The sequence below is a fragment of the Flavitalea antarctica genome (assembly GCF_054461535.1).
In genome coordinates this window covers 1-21,640 of record NZ_JBTLQG010000010.1, presented here as the reverse complement: position 1 = coordinate 21,640, position 21,640 = coordinate 1, and the positions used below count along the sequence as shown (strand labels likewise).

At 44.1% G+C, this 21,640-nt stretch carries 17 protein-coding genes and 1 pseudogene; 12 read left to right on the top strand and 6 right to left on the bottom strand.

Annotation, left to right across the window (positions count from 1 at the left end; translation table 11 throughout):
- The first annotated feature begins 81 nt into the window (after positions 1-81).
- The 6 genes from ACX0G7_RS11700 to ACX0G7_RS11675 all read left to right on the top strand — a co-directional run bounded on the left by ACX0G7_RS11700 (position 82) and on the right by ACX0G7_RS11675 (position 11,135).
- Positions 82-3,114 (top strand): SusC/RagA family TonB-linked outer membrane protein, encoded by a 3,033-nt coding sequence (locus ACX0G7_RS11700; RefSeq protein ID WP_458923655.1) that lies wholly within the window; start codon positions 82-84, stop codon positions 3,112-3,114.
- Positions 3,115-3,133: 19 nt separating this feature from the next.
- Positions 3,134-4,477, top strand: a complete 1,344-nt coding sequence (locus ACX0G7_RS11695) for a RagB/SusD family nutrient uptake outer membrane protein (RefSeq protein ID WP_458923654.1) — start codon at positions 3,134-3,136, stop codon at positions 4,475-4,477.
- Between the two features lie 111 nt (positions 4,478-4,588).
- A complete protein-coding gene (locus ACX0G7_RS11690) occupies positions 4,589-7,384 on the top strand; it encodes a formylglycine-generating enzyme family protein (RefSeq protein ID WP_458923653.1) in 2,796 nt (931 codons plus the stop codon).
- 79 nt (positions 7,385-7,463) lie between these two features.
- On the top strand, positions 7,464-9,434 hold the full coding sequence (locus ACX0G7_RS11685) for a glycoside hydrolase family 127 protein (RefSeq protein WP_458923652.1): 1,971 nt from the start codon (positions 7,464-7,466) through the stop codon (positions 9,432-9,434).
- Between the two features lie 564 nt (positions 9,435-9,998).
- Entirely contained in the window at positions 9,999-10,211 is a 213-nt protein-coding gene (locus ACX0G7_RS11680) for an integrase core domain-containing protein (protein ID WP_458923651.1), read from the top strand.
- Positions 10,212-10,463: 252 nt separating this feature from the next.
- Positions 10,464-11,135, top strand: coding sequence for a hypothetical protein (locus ACX0G7_RS11675; protein WP_458923650.1), 672 nt, complete (start codon positions 10,464-10,466; stop codon positions 11,133-11,135).
- A gap of 649 nt (positions 11,136-11,784) precedes the next feature.
- Here ACX0G7_RS11675 and ACX0G7_RS11670 read toward each other — a convergent pair.
- Together ACX0G7_RS11670 and ACX0G7_RS11665 are read right to left on the bottom strand one after the other, a co-directional pair.
- Complete coding sequence (locus tag ACX0G7_RS11670) at positions 11,785-13,479, bottom strand: M64 family metallopeptidase (protein ID WP_458923649.1); 1,695 nt, start codon at positions 13,477-13,479, stop codon at positions 11,785-11,787.
- On the bottom strand, positions 13,466-13,990 hold the full coding sequence (locus ACX0G7_RS11665) for a hypothetical protein (RefSeq protein ID WP_458923648.1): 525 nt from the start codon (positions 13,988-13,990) through the stop codon (positions 13,466-13,468). The genes ACX0G7_RS11670 and ACX0G7_RS11665 overlap by 14 nt, the downstream gene beginning before the upstream one ends.
- A gap of 384 nt (positions 13,991-14,374) precedes the next feature.
- Between ACX0G7_RS11665 and ACX0G7_RS11660 the strand changes: the two genes are divergently transcribed.
- The 4 genes from ACX0G7_RS11660 to ACX0G7_RS11645 are packed head-to-tail and all read left to right on the top strand — an operon-like array spanning position 14,375 to position 15,874.
- Positions 14,375-14,542 (top strand): hypothetical protein, encoded by a 168-nt coding sequence (locus ACX0G7_RS11660; RefSeq protein WP_458923647.1) that lies wholly within the window; start codon positions 14,375-14,377, stop codon positions 14,540-14,542.
- Entirely contained in the window at positions 14,520-15,149 is a 630-nt protein-coding gene (locus tag ACX0G7_RS11655; protein WP_458923646.1) for an RNA polymerase sigma factor, read from the top strand. The genes ACX0G7_RS11660 and ACX0G7_RS11655 overlap by 23 nt, the downstream gene beginning before the upstream one ends.
- A complete protein-coding gene (locus ACX0G7_RS11650; RefSeq protein ID WP_458923645.1) occupies positions 15,140-15,568 on the top strand; it encodes a hypothetical protein in 429 nt (142 codons plus the stop codon). The genes ACX0G7_RS11655 and ACX0G7_RS11650 overlap by 10 nt, the downstream gene beginning before the upstream one ends.
- The gene (locus tag ACX0G7_RS11645; protein WP_458923644.1) at positions 15,569-15,874 is read left to right on the top strand and encodes a hypothetical protein; all 306 of its coding nucleotides are present in this window, start codon (positions 15,569-15,571) and stop codon (positions 15,872-15,874) included.
- 365 nt (positions 15,875-16,239) lie between these two features.
- Here the strand turns inward: ACX0G7_RS11645 and ACX0G7_RS11640 are convergent, their stop codons facing one another.
- The gene (locus ACX0G7_RS11640) at positions 16,240-17,712 is read right to left on the bottom strand and encodes a TlpA family protein disulfide reductase (RefSeq protein ID WP_458923643.1); all 1,473 of its coding nucleotides are present in this window, start codon (positions 17,710-17,712) and stop codon (positions 16,240-16,242) included.
- 439 nt (positions 17,713-18,151) lie between these two features.
- Here ACX0G7_RS11640 and ACX0G7_RS11635 point away from each other — a divergent pair, with 439 nt between their 5' ends.
- Positions 18,152-18,949, top strand: a complete 798-nt coding sequence (locus ACX0G7_RS11635; RefSeq protein ID WP_458923642.1) for an RHS repeat domain-containing protein — start codon at positions 18,152-18,154, stop codon at positions 18,947-18,949.
- A 314-nt stretch (positions 18,950-19,263) separates the two neighbouring features.
- On the opposite strand, the gene ACX0G7_RS11630 is transcribed toward ACX0G7_RS11635, so the two are convergent.
- From ACX0G7_RS11630 to ACX0G7_RS11620, 3 genes and pseudogenes are all read right to left on the bottom strand, one after another.
- On the bottom strand, positions 19,264-19,980 hold the full coding sequence (locus tag ACX0G7_RS11630) for an SDR family oxidoreductase (RefSeq protein ID WP_458923641.1): 717 nt from the start codon (positions 19,978-19,980) through the stop codon (positions 19,264-19,266).
- Between the two features lie 161 nt (positions 19,981-20,141).
- Positions 20,142-20,366 (bottom strand): annotated as a pseudogene (locus tag ACX0G7_RS11625) (integrase catalytic domain-containing protein); the annotation flags it as partial.
- Between the two features lie 662 nt (positions 20,367-21,028).
- The gene (locus ACX0G7_RS11620) at positions 21,029-21,328 is read right to left on the bottom strand and encodes an ATP-binding protein (RefSeq protein ID WP_458923640.1); all 300 of its coding nucleotides are present in this window, start codon (positions 21,326-21,328) and stop codon (positions 21,029-21,031) included.
- 178 nt (positions 21,329-21,506) lie between these two features.
- Here ACX0G7_RS11620 and ACX0G7_RS11615 point away from each other — a divergent pair.
- Positions 21,507-21,640 (top strand): transposase (locus ACX0G7_RS11615; RefSeq protein WP_458923788.1); only part of this gene is annotated, 134 nt, incomplete at its 3' end.

The following is a 21,640-nucleotide window of genomic DNA, read 5'->3' as shown; positions in this document are numbered from 1 at the left end:
GCGGTTAAAAATCGGTACGGCTTTGATTTAGCAACGCATTGGCAGAGTTAATTTTAGGGTACATTAAATCAACGACTGTTTATGCGTACCAGAAACAAACACTGGCTCATGCTCGCAGCATCGCTTCTCTTTGCGATCAACATGGCATGGGCTCAGCAACGCACGGTTCAGGGTAAAGTACTCAACAACAAAGACAGGTCGCCGGTTGCCGGCGCATCTGTAATACCCCGGGGATTCAAAACCGGAACCGCTACTGATGCATCCGGTAATTTCAGTCTTCAGCTTCCACCTGATAGTCGTATACTCTCAGTCACCAGCATCGGCTATGCTTCACAGGATGTCACTGTACCTGAGCCAGGTCAACAGTTGACGGTATTGCTTGAACAGTCGTCGCAACAGGCAGATGAAATACTGGTAATCGGATATGCCCGCAAAAGCAGGAGAGAACTAACGGGCTCGGTTAGCCGCGTTGTAGGCGATGAGATCAAAAACCTGCCGTTGGCAAGTCCAGACCAGGCACTGCAAGGGAAAGCAGCGGGCGTTCAGATTTCGAGTCAGAGTGGTACACCGGGCGGAGGAGTTACTGTCAGGGTGCGCGGAACTTCATCATTCTCCCCCAATTCGCCGGCTTCACAGCCATTGTATATTGTTGATGGAGTCTTTATCAATACCACCCCGCTCGGCCCGGCAGGCTATGGAACCGAGCAACAGATCTCAAACCCCCTGGCGGATATCAACTCTGCCGACATTGAAACTATTGACATCCTCAAAGACGCCAATGCAACATCGATTTATGGATCGCGCGGTGCAAACGGTGTCGTGATTATTACTACCAAACGCGGTGGTTATAATCGCCAGACTAAGGTTAACCTCAACACATACTACGGTAGCGCGAAAGCCTGGAGATTGCCGGAGCTTACAAACGGTCCTGAAACGGCTGCGTTACTCAACGAGATCTGGATAAATGACGGTAAAAATCCGGCAAACATTCCCTATCCTGATGCAGCCGGGTCGCCTACTTATGACAGGATACCAGAAATCTTTCGGACAGCGCCTACTTACAATGTTGATTTGAATGTGTCAGGTGGCAGTGATAAAACATCCTTCTTTATTGGTGGCGGATATTTTAAACAAGATGGAATTATGCGGCCGCAAACCTTCGACAGGGCAAGCTTTCGGCTCAATCTCGATCATCAGCTGTCGGCTAAGGTCAGGTTTGGAACAAGCAACACATTCAGCAGGACGTATCGCACAGTGGTACCGAATGATAATTCAACCGGAGTATTGCTGACCGGCATGGGTAATGCGTCGTTGTATCCGACCTATAACCCTGACGGCACATACTTCCGTGGTCCGGTAGGTAACAACGCAATCGCCCTTATTAACGAAAGCAGGGAAAAATCGACGGGCATCCGCGCTATCAGCAACCTGTTTCTTGACTGGGAGATCATACCAAAACTTTTGTTCCGTACCAGCTGGAGTCTTGACTTTAATGACGCGATGAACAATGCTTTCAGCAGCAGTGTGCTGCTTGGTCCGGGAGGTATCACCAATGGTTATGAATCAAACAACCGGCAAGTGACCTGGATCAACGAACAGACTTTACGATACAGCTTAAATGTTAACGGCAATCCCTTAACCATGCTTGTTGGTAATACTGTTCAGAACACAACCACAAAGGGTTTCGGAGTAGGAGGAGCAAATTATCCTAACGATGATCTGAGCAACCTGAGTAGTGCGGCGCAGGCATCTTTCTGGAACGGTGGCAAAGTGGAAACCGCGCTTGCTTCGGTTTTTGGACGCTTCGATTTTACGCTGCGCAATAAATACATTTTTGACATCAACATGCGTGGTGATGCGTCAAGTAAATTTGGTGAGAACAATCGTTGGGGTTTCTTTCCATCTGCAGGCTTTGCCTGGGTGTTATCAAACGAAGCTTTTTTACGCAATGCAGAGGTGCTAAATCAATTGAAGTTGAAAGCCAGCTATGGACTCACTGGTTCACAGGAAACGATCTCAGCATTTGCATCAAAAGGACTCTGGGGCGGAAATGATAATTATAACGCACAGCCAGGTACAAGGCCGGTGCAACTTGCAAATCCGGATCTCCAATGGGAACAAACAAAACAATTTAATGTGGGGATAGAATTTGCGCTCTTCAACAACAGGCTGGAAGGTGAGGTAAATTACTATGATAAACAAACCGAAGGCGTACTTCTTAATCAGCCCGTACCTAATACAACCGGCTATAGCACGATTGCCTTCAACGGAGGCGATATCAGTAATAAAGGCATTGAAGTAGCTATCAATGGGGGCGTGATCCGCAAGCAGGATTTTCGTTGGGATGTTGGACTAAATATTGCTCATAATAAAAACAATATCGAAAAACTGAATGCTCCTTACTTTGAACCATTCAGCCGGAATTTTATCATCTTCCAGGAAGGATACCCGGTAAATGGTTTCAGGCTTTGGAACCAGGAATATGTTGATCCGCAAACCGGCAACGCGGTATATACTGATGTAGATAAAAATGGTGTGATCGACGACCGCGACCGCATGATCCTCGGGACTAACCAGCCAGATCTCATCGGCGGTCTTAACTCCACGCTCAGGTATAAAAATCTCGATTTTTCATTCGCCTTCAGTTTTGAATGGGGACAGGAAGTAGTGAACTGGAACACCTTCTTCCTGGTGCATGGAGGCACCCGCTTCAACGCAGCAACTGGTAGAGCCACGTATGGGTTCTACAAACAACAACTGGATCGTTGGCAACAACCGGGTGACATCACTGATATACCGAAGGTCGGTGGCACTGCAGCACAACGAAATAATAACTACGGTTTGTTTACGAGTCGTGCAATGGAAGATGGATCTTATACCCGCCTGAGAAATGTAACCCTCGGATATACATTGAAACAGACCTTAAGTTCAAAAGTTGGAATATCTAATGCCCGGGTGTACATAAGCGGTACTAACCTGTTAACGATTACCGATTATTCCGGGCTTGATCCTGAAGTGAATGCCGGTGGTGGTAAAGGCACAGTAGGTGGCGTAGAAATGTTCACAGTTCCGCAACCGCGCACGATCCAGGCCGGTCTCAGCATAACTTTTTAATGACGATCAAAGCAGCATTATGAAAAAGTCCATCATTATAGCATTGAGTTTATCAGCCATCATGGCAACCAGCTCATGCAAGAAATTTCTGGATGTTCAACCTACTAATGAAATCAGTGAAGACGTTGCCCTGAACACAGAGGAGAAGCTGCAGCGTGCGCTTAACGGTGCTTACAGTCGCATGCAGGTAGCAGAATATTACGGCTTTGAGTGGCCGAATGCGGTCTGGCTCAGTGATGACAACACAATACCATTTGGCTCAGGAACTACTGACCTCCAGTTCGATGGTCATGCGGTACTAAGTTCGAGTAACACTATTGATATAAACTGGAAAGCAATGTACCAGGTAGTGAACGCGGCTAATAACGTGCTCGAAGGCGCACAAAACCTGGAGAACGCATCATTTACAGACGAAGAACGGAACAATATGATTGGCCAGGCGCTTTTTCTCCGGGCGCTCACTTACTTCGATCTTGCACGCACCTGGGGTGGGGTCCCCTTAGTCCTTACACCCACACGCGGTTTAAATGAAACATCGTACCCGGCACGGAGTACGAGGGAACAGGTTTATGCGCAGGTGGAGACTGATCTTAATGAGGCTGAAGCCAAACTATCGGAAAGCAATAATCGTATCGTTGTTACCAAAAAGGCGGCTATAGCACTCAAGGCAAGATTATATCTATACCAACAGAAATGGGCTGCGGCTGAACAAGCTGCCACCGCCGTCATCACCGACACAGATTATGCGTTGGTGAAACCTTTCGAGAGGATCATCACAGACAAACAAACTACTGAATCAATTTTTGAACTGCAATACAATGGCACCGATGGTAACCCGCTTGCCGGAATATTTCTCCCACAGTCTTTAGGTGGTAGCTACCGGGTAGGCCCAACTGCACCGCTGATAGCGTTACTCAATAACAATACACAGGCGGGTACCCGGAATGTGTTATTGGGCATCAGTAACAACCAACCTTTTGGTAACCGCTATCGCCGGATCGGAGCAGGCAGGAATGATGATAATGTTGTTATACTCAGGCTTGCCGAAATGTACCTGATCCGCGCAGAAGCAAGAGCTCAACACGCCGGAAAGCTTGCCGAAGGCCTGGCTGACCTGAATGCAATTCGCACCCGGGCTGATTTAACACCGGCAACAGCAGCCAATGCAGCTGCCCTGTTATCGCTCATCGAAGCAGAGCGCCGGATTGAATTTGCGTTTGAGCCTCACCGTTGGTTTGATCTTATCCGCACGGGGCGCGCAGCAGCTGTCCTGGGAGTGACCGATGCACGAAAATATTTGTTTCCCCTTCCGGCCAATGAGATTCTCACTAATGACGCCCTGGTTCAGAATGAGGGTTATTGATGGGCCATCGATGCTGTGTATCCGCGGGTGAGGGGTGCCAGGTCCTAATCATTCCTGATAAGCTTAACTTGCTGCCTGGTCCGGGCTCATGATTTCAAATGCTATAACAAAATGTTTATAACACAACGTACGAAAAGGTGGTTACTGCCTTTATTTTGCGCTGCAGGCCTAACAGCCGGGGCACAGGTAAAGAATGTTCAGATCGAAAGAAACCAGTTAGTCCGTGCCACTACCGGCTCTGGTCAATGGGAGGCGCCGGCTGATCTGCCGCTGATCAGCTACCAGGTGCGTGGCCGGGTGTATAGCAGCATCAGGGGCTATCCCGGATTATCTGTCACCTTTAAAGACACGAGTGCTTTTGCAGGCGACTATCGCCTGCTGCTGAAGTTCATTAATAACACCAGCGACACAATTGAACTGCACAATGTCCATCCGTTTGATACCACGCGGGCCGACGTTTATATCACTGGCCTCGGCAACCACCGGCTTTCACGTACGCATTTATTTCTTCCGGGCCGGCAGCCTGTCAATGTGATTGTTCCTGATAACTCGTGGGAGTTGGGCTATGCCGCAGTTAAGGGCACCGCTGGCGGTAATCTTGCTGCTCTCACGCGCCGTGATACAAAATCCATTCAGAAAGGACAGCGGCGGCGTTTTGAGACTCTCCTCTATCCTTGTGGCAGCGTTACTTATCATTGCCTTATCTATCCATATTCCGGGGGATGGCAGCAGGGATTGCAACATGCATTCCAGGATAAGATGTTGTATGACACCGAAAATTTTACGGACAGCCTTTATCAGCGAAAGGACCTTGCATGGATTCGCCACACCTACATATTGCACCTGATGTATGCATGGGACAAGTTCTATTACGACATTGAGGATGGCCGCTATCATTTGCAGGAATTTCTGACGAGCGGTAAAGCTTTATATGGCGGTGATGATGTGGTAAGTATCTGGCCTACCTGGCCGACGCTTGGCCTGGACCAACGCAATCAGTTCGATCTTTTCCGTGACCTGCCGGGTGGCACCGCAGCCATGAAAACACAGGCAGAATTAAGTCGCGCGCAGGGAACAAAGTTTTTTATCTGCTACAATCCCTGGGATGAAAGTACCAGGTCGGAAGATCATTTCAAGGGATTGTCTGATCTCATTGCCGCAACTTCGGCAGACGGTGTGGTGCTGGATACCAAGGGCGAATCGAGCCGCGAACTACAGGATGCGGCTGATATAGTTCGTCCCGGTGTAATTATGTACAGTGAGGGTATGGCCGTACCAAAAGATATGGGAGGCATTGTGTCCGGCCGCGTGCACAACGCATTGTACTATCCACCGATGCTCAATCTTAATAAATTCATCAAGCCAGAGTTTGCCATCTACCGTGTAGCCGAGCTTTATAAAGAAAAAATACGCCGTGAATTTGCCACTTCTTTTTTCAATGGGTATGGCACTGAATTAAATATCATGGCTCCGGGCCAGCCAGATTGGGTGGCGGAACAATACCGCTACCTTGGGCGCACCACCCGGATATTGCGGGAGAACACACACAACTTTACTAATCGCGGTTATACGCCACTGTTAGCTACTATGCGTGACAGTATCTGGGTTAATGCCTGGGCTTTTGGTCCGAAAACAATCTACACGATCTATACCATTTTACCGGGTGGGTTCAAAGGGCCTTTATTCCAGGTGGAACCAAAAGCTGGCTACCATTTTGTAGACTTGTGGCATCACCGGCTGGTTAAGCCTGTTCAACAACAGGATAGCTGGTATATCGAAGCGCAGACTGATGCCTTTAACGCCATTGATCTCGGCACTAATAACGAAGGTGCGGTAGATTGTATCGCCCGTTTACCCATCCTCATTGAGGCACACCTTAATGGTGACGAGCTAAAGATAAATGGCAACGCCCCAGGGTCAACAGCCCTGAAGATCTGGCCGGGCACACCATCCTACGACAAAACAGCGCTCCTGTTGAAACCTGGTTCTCATAAGCTGCAGGTAAGTACACATTTTGGCCGTTTTGAAGGAGATCTCGTCCTGCAGTTGATGCAGGACAGCATCCTGCTTGATGAATATATAGTAAAAATAATACCGGGATCTGCTCGGCGGATCAGTGTAGTAGTTCCTGTTTCCGGAAAGGCAAAGGCTAAAGACATGTCGGTGATTCCTGCCGGTAGATTCAAATTCAAAGCAACTCATGGTGACGAATTCATCCCTTATCCGCGCCAGGACGTTGACAGCATATTTAATATGCCGGTTTTTCTGATAGACAAGTTCCCGGTTACCAATCAACAATTCAGTGAGTTTTTACAGGCAAGTGGGTATCGGCCTTCGGACACTTCGAACTTTCTAAAGCACTGGGATGATGGAAAAATCCCAAAGGGACAGGAACAGTTTCCTGTTGTTTATGTAAGTTATGAGGATGCCAGGGCTTATGCGCAATGGGCCGGGAAGCGGTTACCTACGGAGATCGAGTGGCAGTATGCCGCCCAGACCCCTGCTTTACGGGAATGGCCGTGGAACCAGCAGCAACCGGTTGTCCGCAAACCCGAGGTAGTAAATAGTACGCTCACCGTTACAAAGCTGGAAGGGATAGATCCGCGTTATGCAAACCTCGGAAATGGAAAGCCCTACAAAGTCGGATCTTACCCGGCCGGCGCCAATCCTTATGGGTTGCAGGACCTGGTGGGCAGCGTCTGGCAACTAACCAATGATGTATACATGAGTGGCAGCCATCGATATATTATGATGAAAGGCGGTTCTTATTTCAAGCCATCTTCCAGCTGGTGGTACGTACAGGGCGGACCGAGGGAATTGCATTATCGCCAATTTCTGCTTCGCGTGAGCCAGGGATTCGAAAGGAACGCTACTGTCGGTTTTCGCTGTATGAAAGATCTTGATTAACGAAGAAATTCCGACATTGAAGAAGAATATCGACCAAAGCCATGCAAGCAGCATATTTTTGTAACTATTAACTTATGTAATGTTTAAGCAAATAACCAACACGTTTTTTCTACTTCTTTTACTCATCGCGGAAACTGTCGCGCAACAATCGCTGCAGCAGCTTTCACCGGTCAGTTATGCCCAGGTACAAATCACCGATTCATTCTGGGTCGGGAAGATGCATCGTGTAGCGACCAACACCATCAAAGCCTGCGTTGATTACACTGAAAACAAAACGGGGCGTATCCGTAATTTTGAAAAGGCGGCAAAACGGAGCGGTATTCATGAAGGCATTTACTATGATGATTCGGATGTTTATAAGGCGTTGGAAGCAATCGCTTATTCATTGAAAAACATTCCTAACGCTCAACTGGAATCAAAGGCCGATGAATGGATCAGCAAAATTGCACAGGCGCAGTTGCCGGATGGTTATCTGAATACGTATTACACACTAACGGGGCTGGACAAACGCTGGACCGATATGGAGAAACATGAGGACTACTGTGCGGGCCATCTCATAGAAGCGGGTATTGCTTATTATAACACTACGGGCAAACCGACACTGCTTGATGCCGGTATACGGTTTGCAAATCATATTGACTCGGTTTTCCGCCAGCAGAACAGGCCGTGGGTGAGTGGCCACCAGGAAATTGAACTGGCACTTATGCGTCTTTATCACCATACACAACAACGTCGCTATCTCGAACTGTCACAGTGGTTTCTTGAACAACGGGGGCGGGGATATGGCAAGGGGGTAATCTGGGATCAATGGAAGGATCCGGATTATTGCCAGGATGGCCAACCTGTAAAGGATCAGCGCAACATTACCGGTCACGCCGTGCGTGCGATGTATATGTATACAGGGGCCGCGGATGTAGCCGCGGTGACAAATGATGCAGGTTATGTGAAAGCAATGAACGCCATCTGGGATGATGTGATCGGACGGAATATGTATATCACTGGTGGCATCGGCGCCCAGGGCAAAAATGAAGGATTTGGGACCGACTATGACCTTCCGAATGAAAGCGCTTATAGCGAAACCTGTGCTTCTGTGGGCATGGTATTCTGGAATCAGCGGATGAATATGCTGACAGGTGATGCGCGATATATTGACGTGCTTGAAAAGAGTCTTTATAACGCTGCCCTTGACGGCCTCTCTTTAACAGGTGACCGCTTTTTCTACGGTAACCCACTTGCTTCAACAGGAAATCATCAACGTCGCGAATGGTTTGGCACCGCATGCTGCCCTTCCAACATCGCCCGGCTCGTAGCGTCTTTGGGCAATTACATTTATAGTGTTTCGGGTAAAGCCGTTTGGGTAAATCTTTACATTGGATCTAAGGTGACCATTCCTATGGGAAAACAGGCGATGGATCTTTCATTGCAAACCGGCTTTCCATGGAGGGGCCAAAGCAGCGTGACGATCAATGCTGCACCGGCCAATGACGTCGAGTTACGACTGCGTATGCCGGGATGGCTTAAAGAGCCTGCGCCCGGTGGGTTATACAACTACAGTGATACCACCGCGGGTAAATTCGCAGTAATAGTAAATGGGAAGGCTGTGCCCTTCCAGAGCAGCCAGGGTTACGCTGTTTTGCAACGCAAATGGAAAAAAGGCGATGTGATAGAAATACAAACACCGATGGAAGTAAGAAGGGTGTTGAGCCGGCCCGAATTGAAACAAAATACAGATCGGGTAGCCATTCAGTATGGACCTTTGATCTATTGTGTTGAAGCACCGGACAACCAGGGCGAGGCATGGGATTTTATTGTACCTGCTGACGCAACTTTCAAAGTACAGTACGAACCTGGTTTACTTGGTGGCATCAACACTGTAAACTTCACAGCGACACAGCCTTCAGCGTCAGCCGATGGCAGGTCAATCGAACTAAAGCCGAAAAGTGTAAAAGCTATCCCATATTTTTCATGGAACAATCGTGGCCCCGGCGGTATGCAGGTGTGGCTCCCAACCGCATTCCGTCAATTAAGAGTGAATATGTCGGGGAATTAGCAATGCCTGCCTTCGCCGATACATCCGTGTTAGTGGAAATTCTACAGTAATGGTGAAATTTTCGTTTTTGTGTCTTACCTCTCACGAGGTTTACTTTTCTTCGTTTTCATTTTACCATGTTTCCCAAGCATTAGGATAGTAGGATGTAATAAATTGATGCATATTCGTGGTAGAAGTCAATGAAGTTCGGCTTGAATTTATGGGTGGGGTATAGTCGGTTCCCATCGATTGCTTCTAGAGTATCAGCTGTGATTTCTTCGACTCCAACAACGCCAGGGCGTCCTTATTGTGGTTTCTTTTTACGTGTGGAAGTCGCATCTTCGTTGTCTATGCTGAATTGAGGCTTGAACATTAAATACAGATTTATTTCGTAACCGACGCCAAGCACTCGCTGGGGTGCTAATATTGAAAGCGCCAAAAATTCCAGCGACTGTACTCACGTTGCGGGTTCCTCACGTTCGGTCAGCTTTTGAAACACTACACTGGTAAAGTTGAAGTCGACGTAGATCGTGCATGCCGATGATTTTTATCACTGAAACATTTATAATCTAACCTAACACACCGTTGCGACGTGAACTGTTGAACGCTTATTTATTTCACATTGTATCAGAAGTCAAGTGGCTGACTGAAGAATGGCGTCTTGATAACAACACTGAGCGTACGCATAAGTCTCTTGGATCCCTGTCACCGATAATTTATGCAGATCTGTGGACAAAAGCTGACAGCAAGCACCGAAGCTTATTCACAAACGGGGAACAAAAATTCTGTTCAAATTGACACGAGCCGGTTAGTGGACAAAATAGTTGAAAATTAAAATTATCATTATCTTGATAAATTCCAACTCATGCCGGCACTAAATACGAGGGAGCTTACAATACCAGTAAAGGTCTCACCCATTTTACCAAGTTCCCAATATTGCCCCGATAAAGATTTAGATTAAAACTTATTCAAGTTATCACCCTAATCAGGAACATGCCTTGTGTAGTATCGATTCTTTAAAATTCTATACATTTACATATAAATCCTTATATGGCTAGCTCGGAAAGAAGTGTAAATCCTATTGTGATAGTGCTTCTGACAGTATTATTAGGAGGAACTGCTCCGTTTTGGTGGAAATATATTGATAGGGATTCTGGCAATGGAAAACCGAATAATAATACTGAACAACCGGAAACTGGAAAAAACGATGCTACAACAACTACTCAACCAAACGATAATCCTTGCAGGCAGCGTACAGATGATGTAAGTACTAAAATCATTGAAACAAAGAGTGCTGATGCTCGTACTGTTTCCGGCGATAGTGAGATAGACTCTGATGATTGGACAGGGCTTGAACTTTCTTATCGTATATACAAGACAAATAGGGATCGAGAAATTGAAATGACAGTTACATGGTATGCGCAGGAAAAAAATAGTGATCGAAGCCCGGGCAATACAAGAATTATGTCTTCCAAAGTTATTCCACTTTATAAAATTGATGGATGTCCTGAATTAGTAATCGAGGATATTACTGGCATAGAACTGCAAGGAACAAAAACAGAAGATTTCTCTGGGGAGATACATGATTTCGTCAATTTTCCAGACTTTGGCTTACTAAGAAACATAAGAGTCCGTTTCGACGGTCCAGGAGCGAACGATGATTCGAAGCAGCATCTTACAGCTAGCGTAGCCAGTTTCTCAGTAGTTTTAGGCATTAAGTAAGGATGACTAGAATAATTAGACTTCTATTTCCAGAATCTTATTTTACGCATTGAAAGAGCGATATTTATTAATCCATCTTAGTTTTGAGGAGGTGCTTAAGTAACCCATAATAATTTGGAGCTGATATCAAGAGCGCTTAGCAGGCACTCTGGGCGATAGTGATGCGCCCTACGTTGAGGGTAAAAAAGCCACATGTTGCCTTATTTTCGTAATAAAAGTTCCTCGAGACTGCTTCAGACAGGAAAAAGTAATAAAAATGCCATTTTTTCCCGCTACAAGATCTCTAAGGCTACCTTATAAGTGAACAATATGTTTCAGTGGCAAATGCAAACGGGGGTGTACCGAATGGACTTCGGATTGAGGGTAGTAGGTATGGTGTAAAGTCTAGTGCTGTTGCAGCAGTACATCCGAACAATATTCAGGAAACATCGCCCTCAATTTCGAGATCTTTGATCTTCTTTTTAAGCGCAACTTTTTTCCGGAACAAAGGTGGATGGTGGAGAGTCTCCTAGTGATTTATGAGAACCGTATATACTTCCCTTGACCCAGTCGCCGGCGCATTTGTACTACACCAAGATTCAAAACCGGAACCGCTACTGATCCATCATGAAATTTCAGTCTTCCGCTTCCATCTGATAGTCGGATTGCATCACTTCGCGACCAATTTAACTGTAAAGCTAAGATCACCAAACTGAAGGGTCATAAGATAGGTGCCTGCTGGTCTCGAGGAAAGATCAATATCAAATTCGATTCGTCCTTTTGCAGGGCTTAAGTCCTTTTTAAAGATTTGTACACCATTCATAGTAAAAATTCTGATGCTTAACTTTTCCAAAGTCTCTAAGGAACAGGAAAGATGATATCGACGGTTTCCTGGGTCCTGGTATACTTTATAATTAAACTTCTTATGTGACTCTTTTACCTTGATTTCGTTGCTATAACTAATATTGCCATTTTTCTCAATAATTTTTAGGCGGTAGTAGGTATGATTTTTAAAGGGCTGCATGTCGGTAAAAGTATATCTCACTTTGCCAGCTACGCCTTCGATAGTGGCAAGTTTTGAAAATGAATTTCGATTGCGGGCCTTTTCCAATTCAAATCCTTGAAGGTTTGATGCATCTTTGATCTCCCATTCCAACACTACATCTTCATTATCGTTTAGCTTGCCGTTAAAACTTTTAAGTTGCACCGGAACTACAACAGGTTTGTCCACATTCCAGGTAATGCTGTTGATGTAACCAATACCAGGCAAATATGATTTGGATAAAGCTGTGTTGTCGATCACAACCACTTGAACACTATTATTTCCGGATTTCAGTGATTCATATGGGATACTGACCGAAGTTTGATTAATTGCAAATGGTGTGGATGATCCATTCAAATACCAGTTTATGGTAATCGTAGAAGGATCGTTTTGAACCACTGAAACAGAAAAATCTACATGGTCATTGTTGGTTACCGTAAAGGATGTAGCAACAGGGGTATAACTATCAACCATGCTTACCAGTTCATGAATGCGGTCAATCAGGCGTTCGGAACACACGGAACAAAATGGAGCATTTAAAACCTGCATCTTGCAAAACTGGTGTGGCCTGTACCATTCCGGTACTGTTCCGATCGGGTAAACTCCAATATCGTTGATGCCCAACCAACTTTTCCATCTAACGGTAGCAGGGTCGTTATTCCTTGTCAGATTCGGTGCCTCAACATTGCTTCCTCTTGCATACTCATCTGCCAATGATGCAAATGAATGTCCTATTTCATGAATTCCTATTTCTGCAGAAGCTGGATGTGTAGATGCTGTGGCAAAAACTCCCCCTGAACCTCCATAATAAGGTGAGTTCACCATAATAAATGCCTGGTCATAATCGGGAAAGTTATTGGCTAAAACATTGTAGACACTTGTTTGATCCAGAGGCACTAATAAGCGATGTAAACTCCCAAAGTCGAAGGTAGATTTGAAAAAATTGTTGGGAAAGACTACTGGCTGCAGCGGTTGGCCATTGACCAGAGCCTCATCGAATGCAGTACCTGGATGTTGAGCACCGGACTCTTGAGACACTACTTTTATTGCGTATGCATTGAAATAATTTTTGTACTGAGCGAAAGGAGTTTGTGCAAACATACCGTCGTTGAGGGATTTGACATTTAAGAGATAAGTTTCCAACTCGCTGGCCTGGTAACCATCGCCCAGGTACACAAGATTGATCCGGTTGTTCCTGTTTCCATTGTTCATAACAGCTTCAGCAGGAAATACCTGCGCGAAAGCTCGTAATGCGATAGTGCAAATAATTAATTGAATGGAAACCTTCCATGTTACTTGCTTTATATAATCAAAGTTCAGCATGGTAAACTTTTTTAAGTGTTAGTGTTTGTGGGACTGGTTTATAGAATGTCAGGTATTTCAGTTCCTTTTGATATTGGAAACGAATGGTCAGGTCGCCTCTTTTATTCGTCAATGTTCGCCGGTCCAGGCTGCCACTTTGTTCACTTGTAAATTCATACGTTGGCTGTAGAGGATTTTGCACTTTCACCAGATTCTTTCCGGTTGAAGGTTCAGATGAGAGTTGATAATAGAGATAACCTGGTTGAACAGGTTCGGAAGTGGTTAGAGCGCTTTTTTTGAGAAGCCCTTCTGAAAAGGTTTTGTTTTTCAACCGGAATGAATAAACATCCTGGGCACTATCCACTAAACTGACTTCGAATGTGAGAAAAACAATCTTGTTTTCTGCAGCATTTTTATCAAGGTTCAGTTGTTGCGCAGGTAGTTCATTGGGCGCTTTTTGAACGTTCGAAAGAGAATGGCAGCCGTGGAAAATCAGACTCAGTAAAATGAATAAGCAGGAAAGCTGTTTCATGGACCGAAATAGTTTTAGATCTCACGCCACGCTGTAAACAGAGCTCACCAATAGCCTTATCCAAATGATAATGCCTCGTTTAAATTGTGGTTGACAACGACCCGTTTTTAAGCTAAACATTTCAACTGGATCATTATATACCACAGTCCTTATGTTAATAGTCAAAAAGCAATATTTCTCACCATTTTTGTATTTTTTCCTTATCCACGGCCAGAAAATTTTTAAAATGACGACTGATCCATAAAAATTCCTCCAGGATTTTTTTTGATTAGTCCCACTTCTTTATACAACAGAAATAGTACCTTTAATATTGATATACAGATGCAAAAATTACGAGAACTCCCTACTCGTACCAGACTCTGGACAGTTGTTTAAACAACTTAAATGTCTGGAAGAAACAAATACAGTAATTCAAGGCAGAATACTCAGAAGCAGATCAGTAGCTTCCATTTTTCCTATGTAAACCAGTCCTCATTAGAATTGCCCTATTCAGCTATCAACACCTGGCTTTTGTTAATCGTGATACAACATGGACTGCAAAGAAACGACTAAGGCACCCATTGCACTACAGATCCTGCGAACATCAGGCGATACACGTTTGCAAAGGCTGTTTCATTGTATTTACTCCTTGTTTCAAAGCAGCTTTATAAAGTGGATCATTCATAAGTATGGACACAACCTGCCCAGAGAACAATTGTGTGAAGATGCGAAAGATGCTTTTCAGAACGGGCTGATGACACTGCACCACAAAGCACAGCAAAAAGAATTCACAATACGAGGTAGTTTGAAAACCACGGTTTACTCTTTTGGCATCTTGCAACTTTTGGCCTCTTTTAAAAAAGAAAAACATACACGCAATTTTCCGTTGATCGACTATGAAGTTGTGTGTGCATTTGAAGGATATCATCCGGGTGAGGAGCAAAACCAACGGTTGAACCAGAAAGAAGAGGAATTGATGGCAGCATTGGCACAATTGCCTCCAAAACTGCGTACTATTTTGATGATGAAGTTTTTTGATAAGCTGAAATCAAAAGAGATCGCTGCAAAGATGAACGTCACTGCAGGCAATGTGGACAATGACACTGCGAAAGCATACAAGCTCTTGCGGAGCGTTCTGCAATCAAAACCCACACTCCAAAAACAAGAACAATGGAATTGACCGGAGAACAATTTAGCCAGATATTGCAGTATGTTGAAAACGGTATGGAGGCTACCGAACAAGAGTCTTTCGAACTCGTGTTGCTGCAGAACAGGTATTTACTCGATGAGGTTGAATTTTGTATGGAGCTAAAGGCACTCAGCCAGTCAGTAGTCGAAAAGATAAGAACGTGTATTGTCTCACTCGCAGACGAAAAAAAATCTGCTAATCAAGACGTAACCGATATGATTGCCGGAGAAAGGCGATACTGGGAATTATGGCATGAAGAAGAATCGGCAAAAACACCAGGGGTTTCCAGGGTCGAAGCAAACACGACAAAAAGTGATATAAAAGAAAAAAGCAGGATCGTTCGTTTATCCAGATATTGGGTCGCTGTTGCTCTTTTTCTGATTTTTCTTTCAATGCTAATTTACCGATAGGTGTTTCATAGATTGAAAGCACTAAAGCAAAAAATAGCTTCAAGTCCAACTAAGAAAAAATGGGCCGCGGGAGCTACCAGCGGCATTACGGTTCCCGGCGGAAATCGGGCTGGAAAGGGAGGAAACCAATTGAATTTTCCCATCTGCGTGGTGATAGACAAAAGCGGAAACTTATTTGTCGGAGATAACTACAACTATCGTGTACAGAAATGGGCTCCAGGCGCAACTACTGGTGCTACGGTAGCTGGTGGAAACGGTGCGGGAGCCGCCGCTAATCAGTTTTCTGCCGTTACGGATTGGGAATAGATGAGATTGGTAATTTATACGTTTCTAATATTGGAAACTCTCGTGTCCAGAAATAGATTCCGGGCGCCACCGCCGGTACTACTGTAGCAGGAGGCAACGGATACGGGACATCGCTTGATAAGATTGGCGAGTCATTCGGCATTTATGTGGACAAAAAGGGAACTATATTTGTAGGCGATTATTTTACGGGAAGAGTAACAAAGTGGGCACCCGGCGCGACCAGCAGTGTCTTGATAGCGGGGGGTAATGGACGAGGAAATGGATCTAACCAGGGTCAGAAAAACAGGAAATCTTTAAATCATTCCTTGCAATCAAACCCAATAAAAATTTAAGAATCGGCGAAAGGCTAAACAGCACAAATTATCTCACTGATTCAAGAGCCCGTTTATGAGTTCCGACGTCGAACGACTGCCGGGACTCGGCGCATTTGAATGGGCTATCTTCCCAAACTTATCAATTAGCATATAGCGTGGTATGGTTTCGACATTGAAAGATTTTTCAAATTTAGAACTAAGAAAGTTGTTAATGACATAACTATCATTTTCGTTTAGCTTTTCGGAAAAACTAGCTTTTTTCCAGCTTCTAAGGTCCTTATCAATAGATAAATAAATGAATCTGACATTTTTCCCCTGATATTTTGCATGAAGAGTTCGCGATGCTGAAAATTCTTCGCGGCAAGGCGCACACCAGCTTGCCCAGAGATCTATGTAAACGACATTTCCATGTAACGACTTCAATAGTTCTGCCCATGTGAAAGCATCTTCAGTCATGATGTTTACAATACTTCTTTCTTCCTCTCCCTTTGTTTTCAAATCAAAATGCTTTCTTACGCTGAGTTCTTCCAGAACAGCATGTTCATATAATGTGTCTTCACAAAGCTTCTTATACCTGGCGACATAGTCAACATCCCCTGGCATGCGTGCCGCGATAGCGGAATAACAAGTCTTTGATAGAAAGTAATCTTTTACAAGCCCTTTGAAATATTCGTTTATGAGATCATACCTAAGAACTAGTTCGCGTTGCGTAGCTGCTCTTTCTTTTAATCTATGGACTTTGAATATTATTTCGATCAGGAAATCAAGGTTACGTCTATAATAAATGAGGTTGTCATGGGTAACAAATGAGTACTCATGGGAGATCTCTTTCAGCTTCCTGCGTATTACAGCTTTATCAAACCGTGACCAATTGTAAGAATAGAAGCCCAACAGCGTTGTCAACGAATCTGAACGTACATGATGTTCCAGACTCATAGCAAATTGATCAGTAACATGGTGAATATTTTTGAGTGAATCAGCAAGTCTTTTTCTCCGCCTATCCAACAAAGGGATCAACTTCCTGTACTCATCTTCTAACTTATGAATCTGATCGGGATTAGAATCAGGGAATGCAGCTGAATTTCCAAAAGTATTGTAGTAAGGTTCTATGGCCTTATCCCAGAATTGTTTAAGACATTTGAAGTCTGCGGTCCTCTGTTCATTCGAGGCAATGTTATAAACAAGGCAGAAAGTACTGTCCATCGAGATCTGTACCTGTTCGCCTGGGTAGATAAGATAGGGATATGGCTCTTTTGGTGAAAATATAAAAGTGGGAGATTCAATATTAAACCTGCAGTCTTCGTCTGGACCCAATAATATTTTTTCCGTTTTAAGCGCAAGCAGATCAATGTAATTAAAATCAATGGCTTTCATAGAGTCGGGCCACATATGATTCGGCACAAAAAGATTTGAATCAGCAGTCAGAATCGTCGGTTGAGATCTTGTCTGCCTTTGGTCTGCACGCTGCGCCACAGCGACATTTATCGTAGAAAGTAAACAGAGCAATATGTATAATTTGCGCATAATGACAAGTTACCAATTATTATGGGATTCATAGCTCCGTCGAAATCGAAGCTCTCGATTGATGTCACAAAGCAATTTGGAATGGAGGAGAAACCAAGCGTATCCCAAACAGATCATTACATAATCTGATTTAGCACCAGGCCCCGCTGAATAATATATAGGATCATAGTTTAAATTCTTGTGTGTAATGATAATGGATGTCGAATTTGGGAAGCTGGTTGTCTGAAATTCCCTGGAATCATCGCATTATGCACTGTGATAGTTTTTGCGAGCATTAAGCGAAATTATTAAGGAGCAATAAAATCAATTTTGTGAGGCATTTTCTCAAAACACGTTTTTGCAGGGGACTGAACTTGCCAATGTGAAAAAGCATTTGGTTCAAGCACTTGCTCGTTCTTTAAACTTATACTATCTTCCTGACTCTAACAGTTAAACCCAAATGAGAAAAAGATTTATCGTTATTATGATGGCCATTTTGTTGCTGCATGTTGCATGTCAAAAGGAGATAAGTTCCATTGATGGCACTCCCGGCAGCGGTACCGGCAATATTCCGGGTAGGGGAGCAGACATCAAAAGAATCCAGCAAGGAATCAATCCGGATCTTTCACACGATACGATCTGGTTAATCACCTATACATCATCTAAAAAGATCAGCAAGATTGAAGACAGCGTGTATGACTATGGGGCGACAGCGAAATACGATGCTTCTGACAGACTTGTAGAAGTGAATATGATGTCGGGAGACTATGCAAGATATACCTACGACGCTGCGGGCTTACTAACACAAGTAGATTACCATTTGGTCGGAACGAAAGAAAAATTTGTGATTGAGTACACTGGCAGCAATATATCCAGGACGACGTTTTTCTCCGATTTTGGTAACGGAGGTGCACTAGAACCTAAAGGTTACGAAACTTACACTGTAGCTGGTGGAAATATTACGGAAGTAAAACAGTTTTCTACGTCTGGGATGTTAACTGACCAGATCACGCTCCTTTATGGCACCGAGGCGAATCCGTTCAAGAATCTATCCCTATTCAACTTTTTCAACCGATTCGGCATGGACCAGATTGCGAATTTTTATACATACTTCAATAAGAACATTTCTTCGGGCGCAAAGATCGGACCGGTAACCTTCAAAACTAATAACACCTTTACAAATCAGAAGCTTTCAAAAATTACGTCAGAATTTTGGTATGGAACCGGTGGAATTTTCACCTATTTCTTCTCTTATTAATAACTGCTGTCCATTGATTTCGATGCAGTCAGCAATTTAGGACCATTACTCTTCCAGGAGTAATCGTTAAAAGGTAACTTAAGCTAGCGCTTGTCTGTTTTTGCTATCAGCAGTTCTGTTAAACACCAGCCAGAAAACGACTGCCGGCTGTGTAGTCAATTTCCAGTTTTAAATTACTGCGAACAATGATAACTCCATGCTCGCCTTTTTTCCGCTAAAGTGAAGAGCCGTATTGTCCGCGCTGTGGTTTAATTGGTGCTGCGTCGGATTCTTCTGTGTATGCAAGTGTTGTGGCCAGAACGATACATCAACGGTTACCCTTTACCAGGGTTAGTTGGCCTTACCTCTATTTTACTGGGCAAAGTCCGGGGATTCATTTCGAGCAGGTCAATAATCATCTGGCCAATGTCTTCCGGTTGTATTTTCCACGCATCTTTCCCGGATACAACATTGTCGCCAAACTCTGTGGCGACTGACCCAGGCATGATTGTCGTTACCTTGATATCATGCTTTCGAACATCCAGCATTAGTGCCTGCGTAAAACCCACCAACCCAAATTTACTGGCGTTGTACGCAGTTCCTTTTTCAAAAAAATTTGTTCCCGCGAGGCTCGCAATAGTTATTACGTAGCCTTTTGTTTGTTTCAGCGCGTCGAGAGATGTCTTAACCGTATTGAATACACCGGTGAGGTTAGTGTTAATCGTTTCGGTCCATTGCTCCACAGTGATATCATCGAAACTGACCAGGTGACCCACACCGGCATTTGCCACAACCACATCCAGCTGACCGAAATATTTCAGGACTTCATCGATGGCTTTTTGTTCCGATGCAAAAGACCCTGAATCTGATTCTAAAGCAAGAACACGCTTTTTGTCATCTGTCAATGAGCTGGCAGCCTTTTGTGCAGAGACTAACGACCGGCTTGTTACAGCTACCCGCATTCCTTGTTCCAGCAATTTCTTTGCGATACCATAGCCGATACCCTTGCTACCACCCGTGATGTAGGCAACCTTATCTGTTAGTTTATTCATGTTTTTATATTTACCACCGAAAATCAGTTAAACGTCTTCCGCAATTCCTATGCCGATTGATTGGCTCCGGACTTAAACAGCTTGCTGAATGATTGCGAATTGAAATTATATACTTTTCATTTTCCAGTTCGGTTGCCAGGTCGTTTTCTTAATAATGGAGTTCATTCCTCATTTGTATTCAAGTTTCTTGGTAGTTCAAGCGATTGCAAAACTTCGCGCAACCGGTTCGCGATATACTGCGATCCGTTGTCATTACGGATGATTTTACCCTTCAAGCCAAATCGCAGATCAAGCATTCGCATCAATGCAATTACATCGTTCTGACGCACGCTTCGTTGAAAGATCCAGCACAGGATCCGTCGACTGTAAACATCCATGATGGCGAGCTGATAGTAAAAGCGTTATCTCCCTCAACCCAGATGTGTTTAATATCAAGACAGGTGTGAACAAATGTTAAAGGCTGGATAGATATGGTTGTAGATATTGTAAGCAAAGAAGATCTAGTGAATTTTCGAATTCAGCTTCTAAATGACATTAAAGAAATCATTAGGCAGGAAAAGCTGCCGGCGCAGAGTAGTATTTCCACAAATGGCTACAAGACAAGGCATGTAAAAGAAATCCTGCAGTGCTCAACAAAACACTTAATCTTCTTCGTATAAACAGAAATATTCGTACAAAGAAGTTACGGGGAAGTCTATACTACAATCGTGAAGATATTACAAAAGTCCTTGAAGAGGGGTTTTAGTGTTCATGAGTCAATTCAGTGAGGCACTTTTTGTACCAGTGTTCAAGCATGACCTGGATAATTGGCGATCGTTGTTTGCCTCACTTCTCAACAGGCTAAGGAACGTCAAAACGAATGTCATTTATTTTATTTGTTTGATTTACAAAAAAAGTAATTTTTATATCATTCCAGTCCAATTGCTCTGTATTTAATAGATTCAGACAGATCTTGGTGTAGTCGGTAATTAGCAATGCAGTGATTTCGGAAGATAAGGATGCATCGTTTCGGAAAATAAGAATGCATGACCCGATGCAATATTATTGTTTATTTTGTTTTCTCAAAAACCGTTTTGCGATTTTTCATTCTAAAGCTTTCTCCACTTAGTTTTATTATTTCGCATTTATAAAGTAACCGATCAAGCAAAGCCGTGGTAATAACCTCGTCACCAATTGTTTCCGCCCATTCTTTTGGTGATTTGTTAGTGGTTATGATGAACGATGTTTTTTCGTGCAGGGCATTGATAAAATGAAAAAAACTATTGGCGTCCTGGCGAGTAATGGCAATCATCATGATATCATCTATCACTATCAGGTGAGCTTTATTCAGTTTCTTGTGCTCTGCCATAGCCGATCTTGACATGTCCCGCAACCCCCAGCCAAACCGATGATAGCCCCGATAATCAGCCCCCAAATGTTTACCATGGTAATATCTCATTAGCCTGTACTTATGCTTGCGTAATCGAATACATTCCTGAGATGGTCCAGTTTTCCCGGACACGAAATTCCAATAACTTTGACACGATATGGAATCGAGAAAAAACAAGCGGGGTCGTCGTACATACGATGCCTCATTTAAACAAGATGTTTTGAAAATGATTGAATCGGGCCGTTCTGTGCCCGATGTTGCCAAGGCTCTTGGTGTAACCAGTTCATTAAT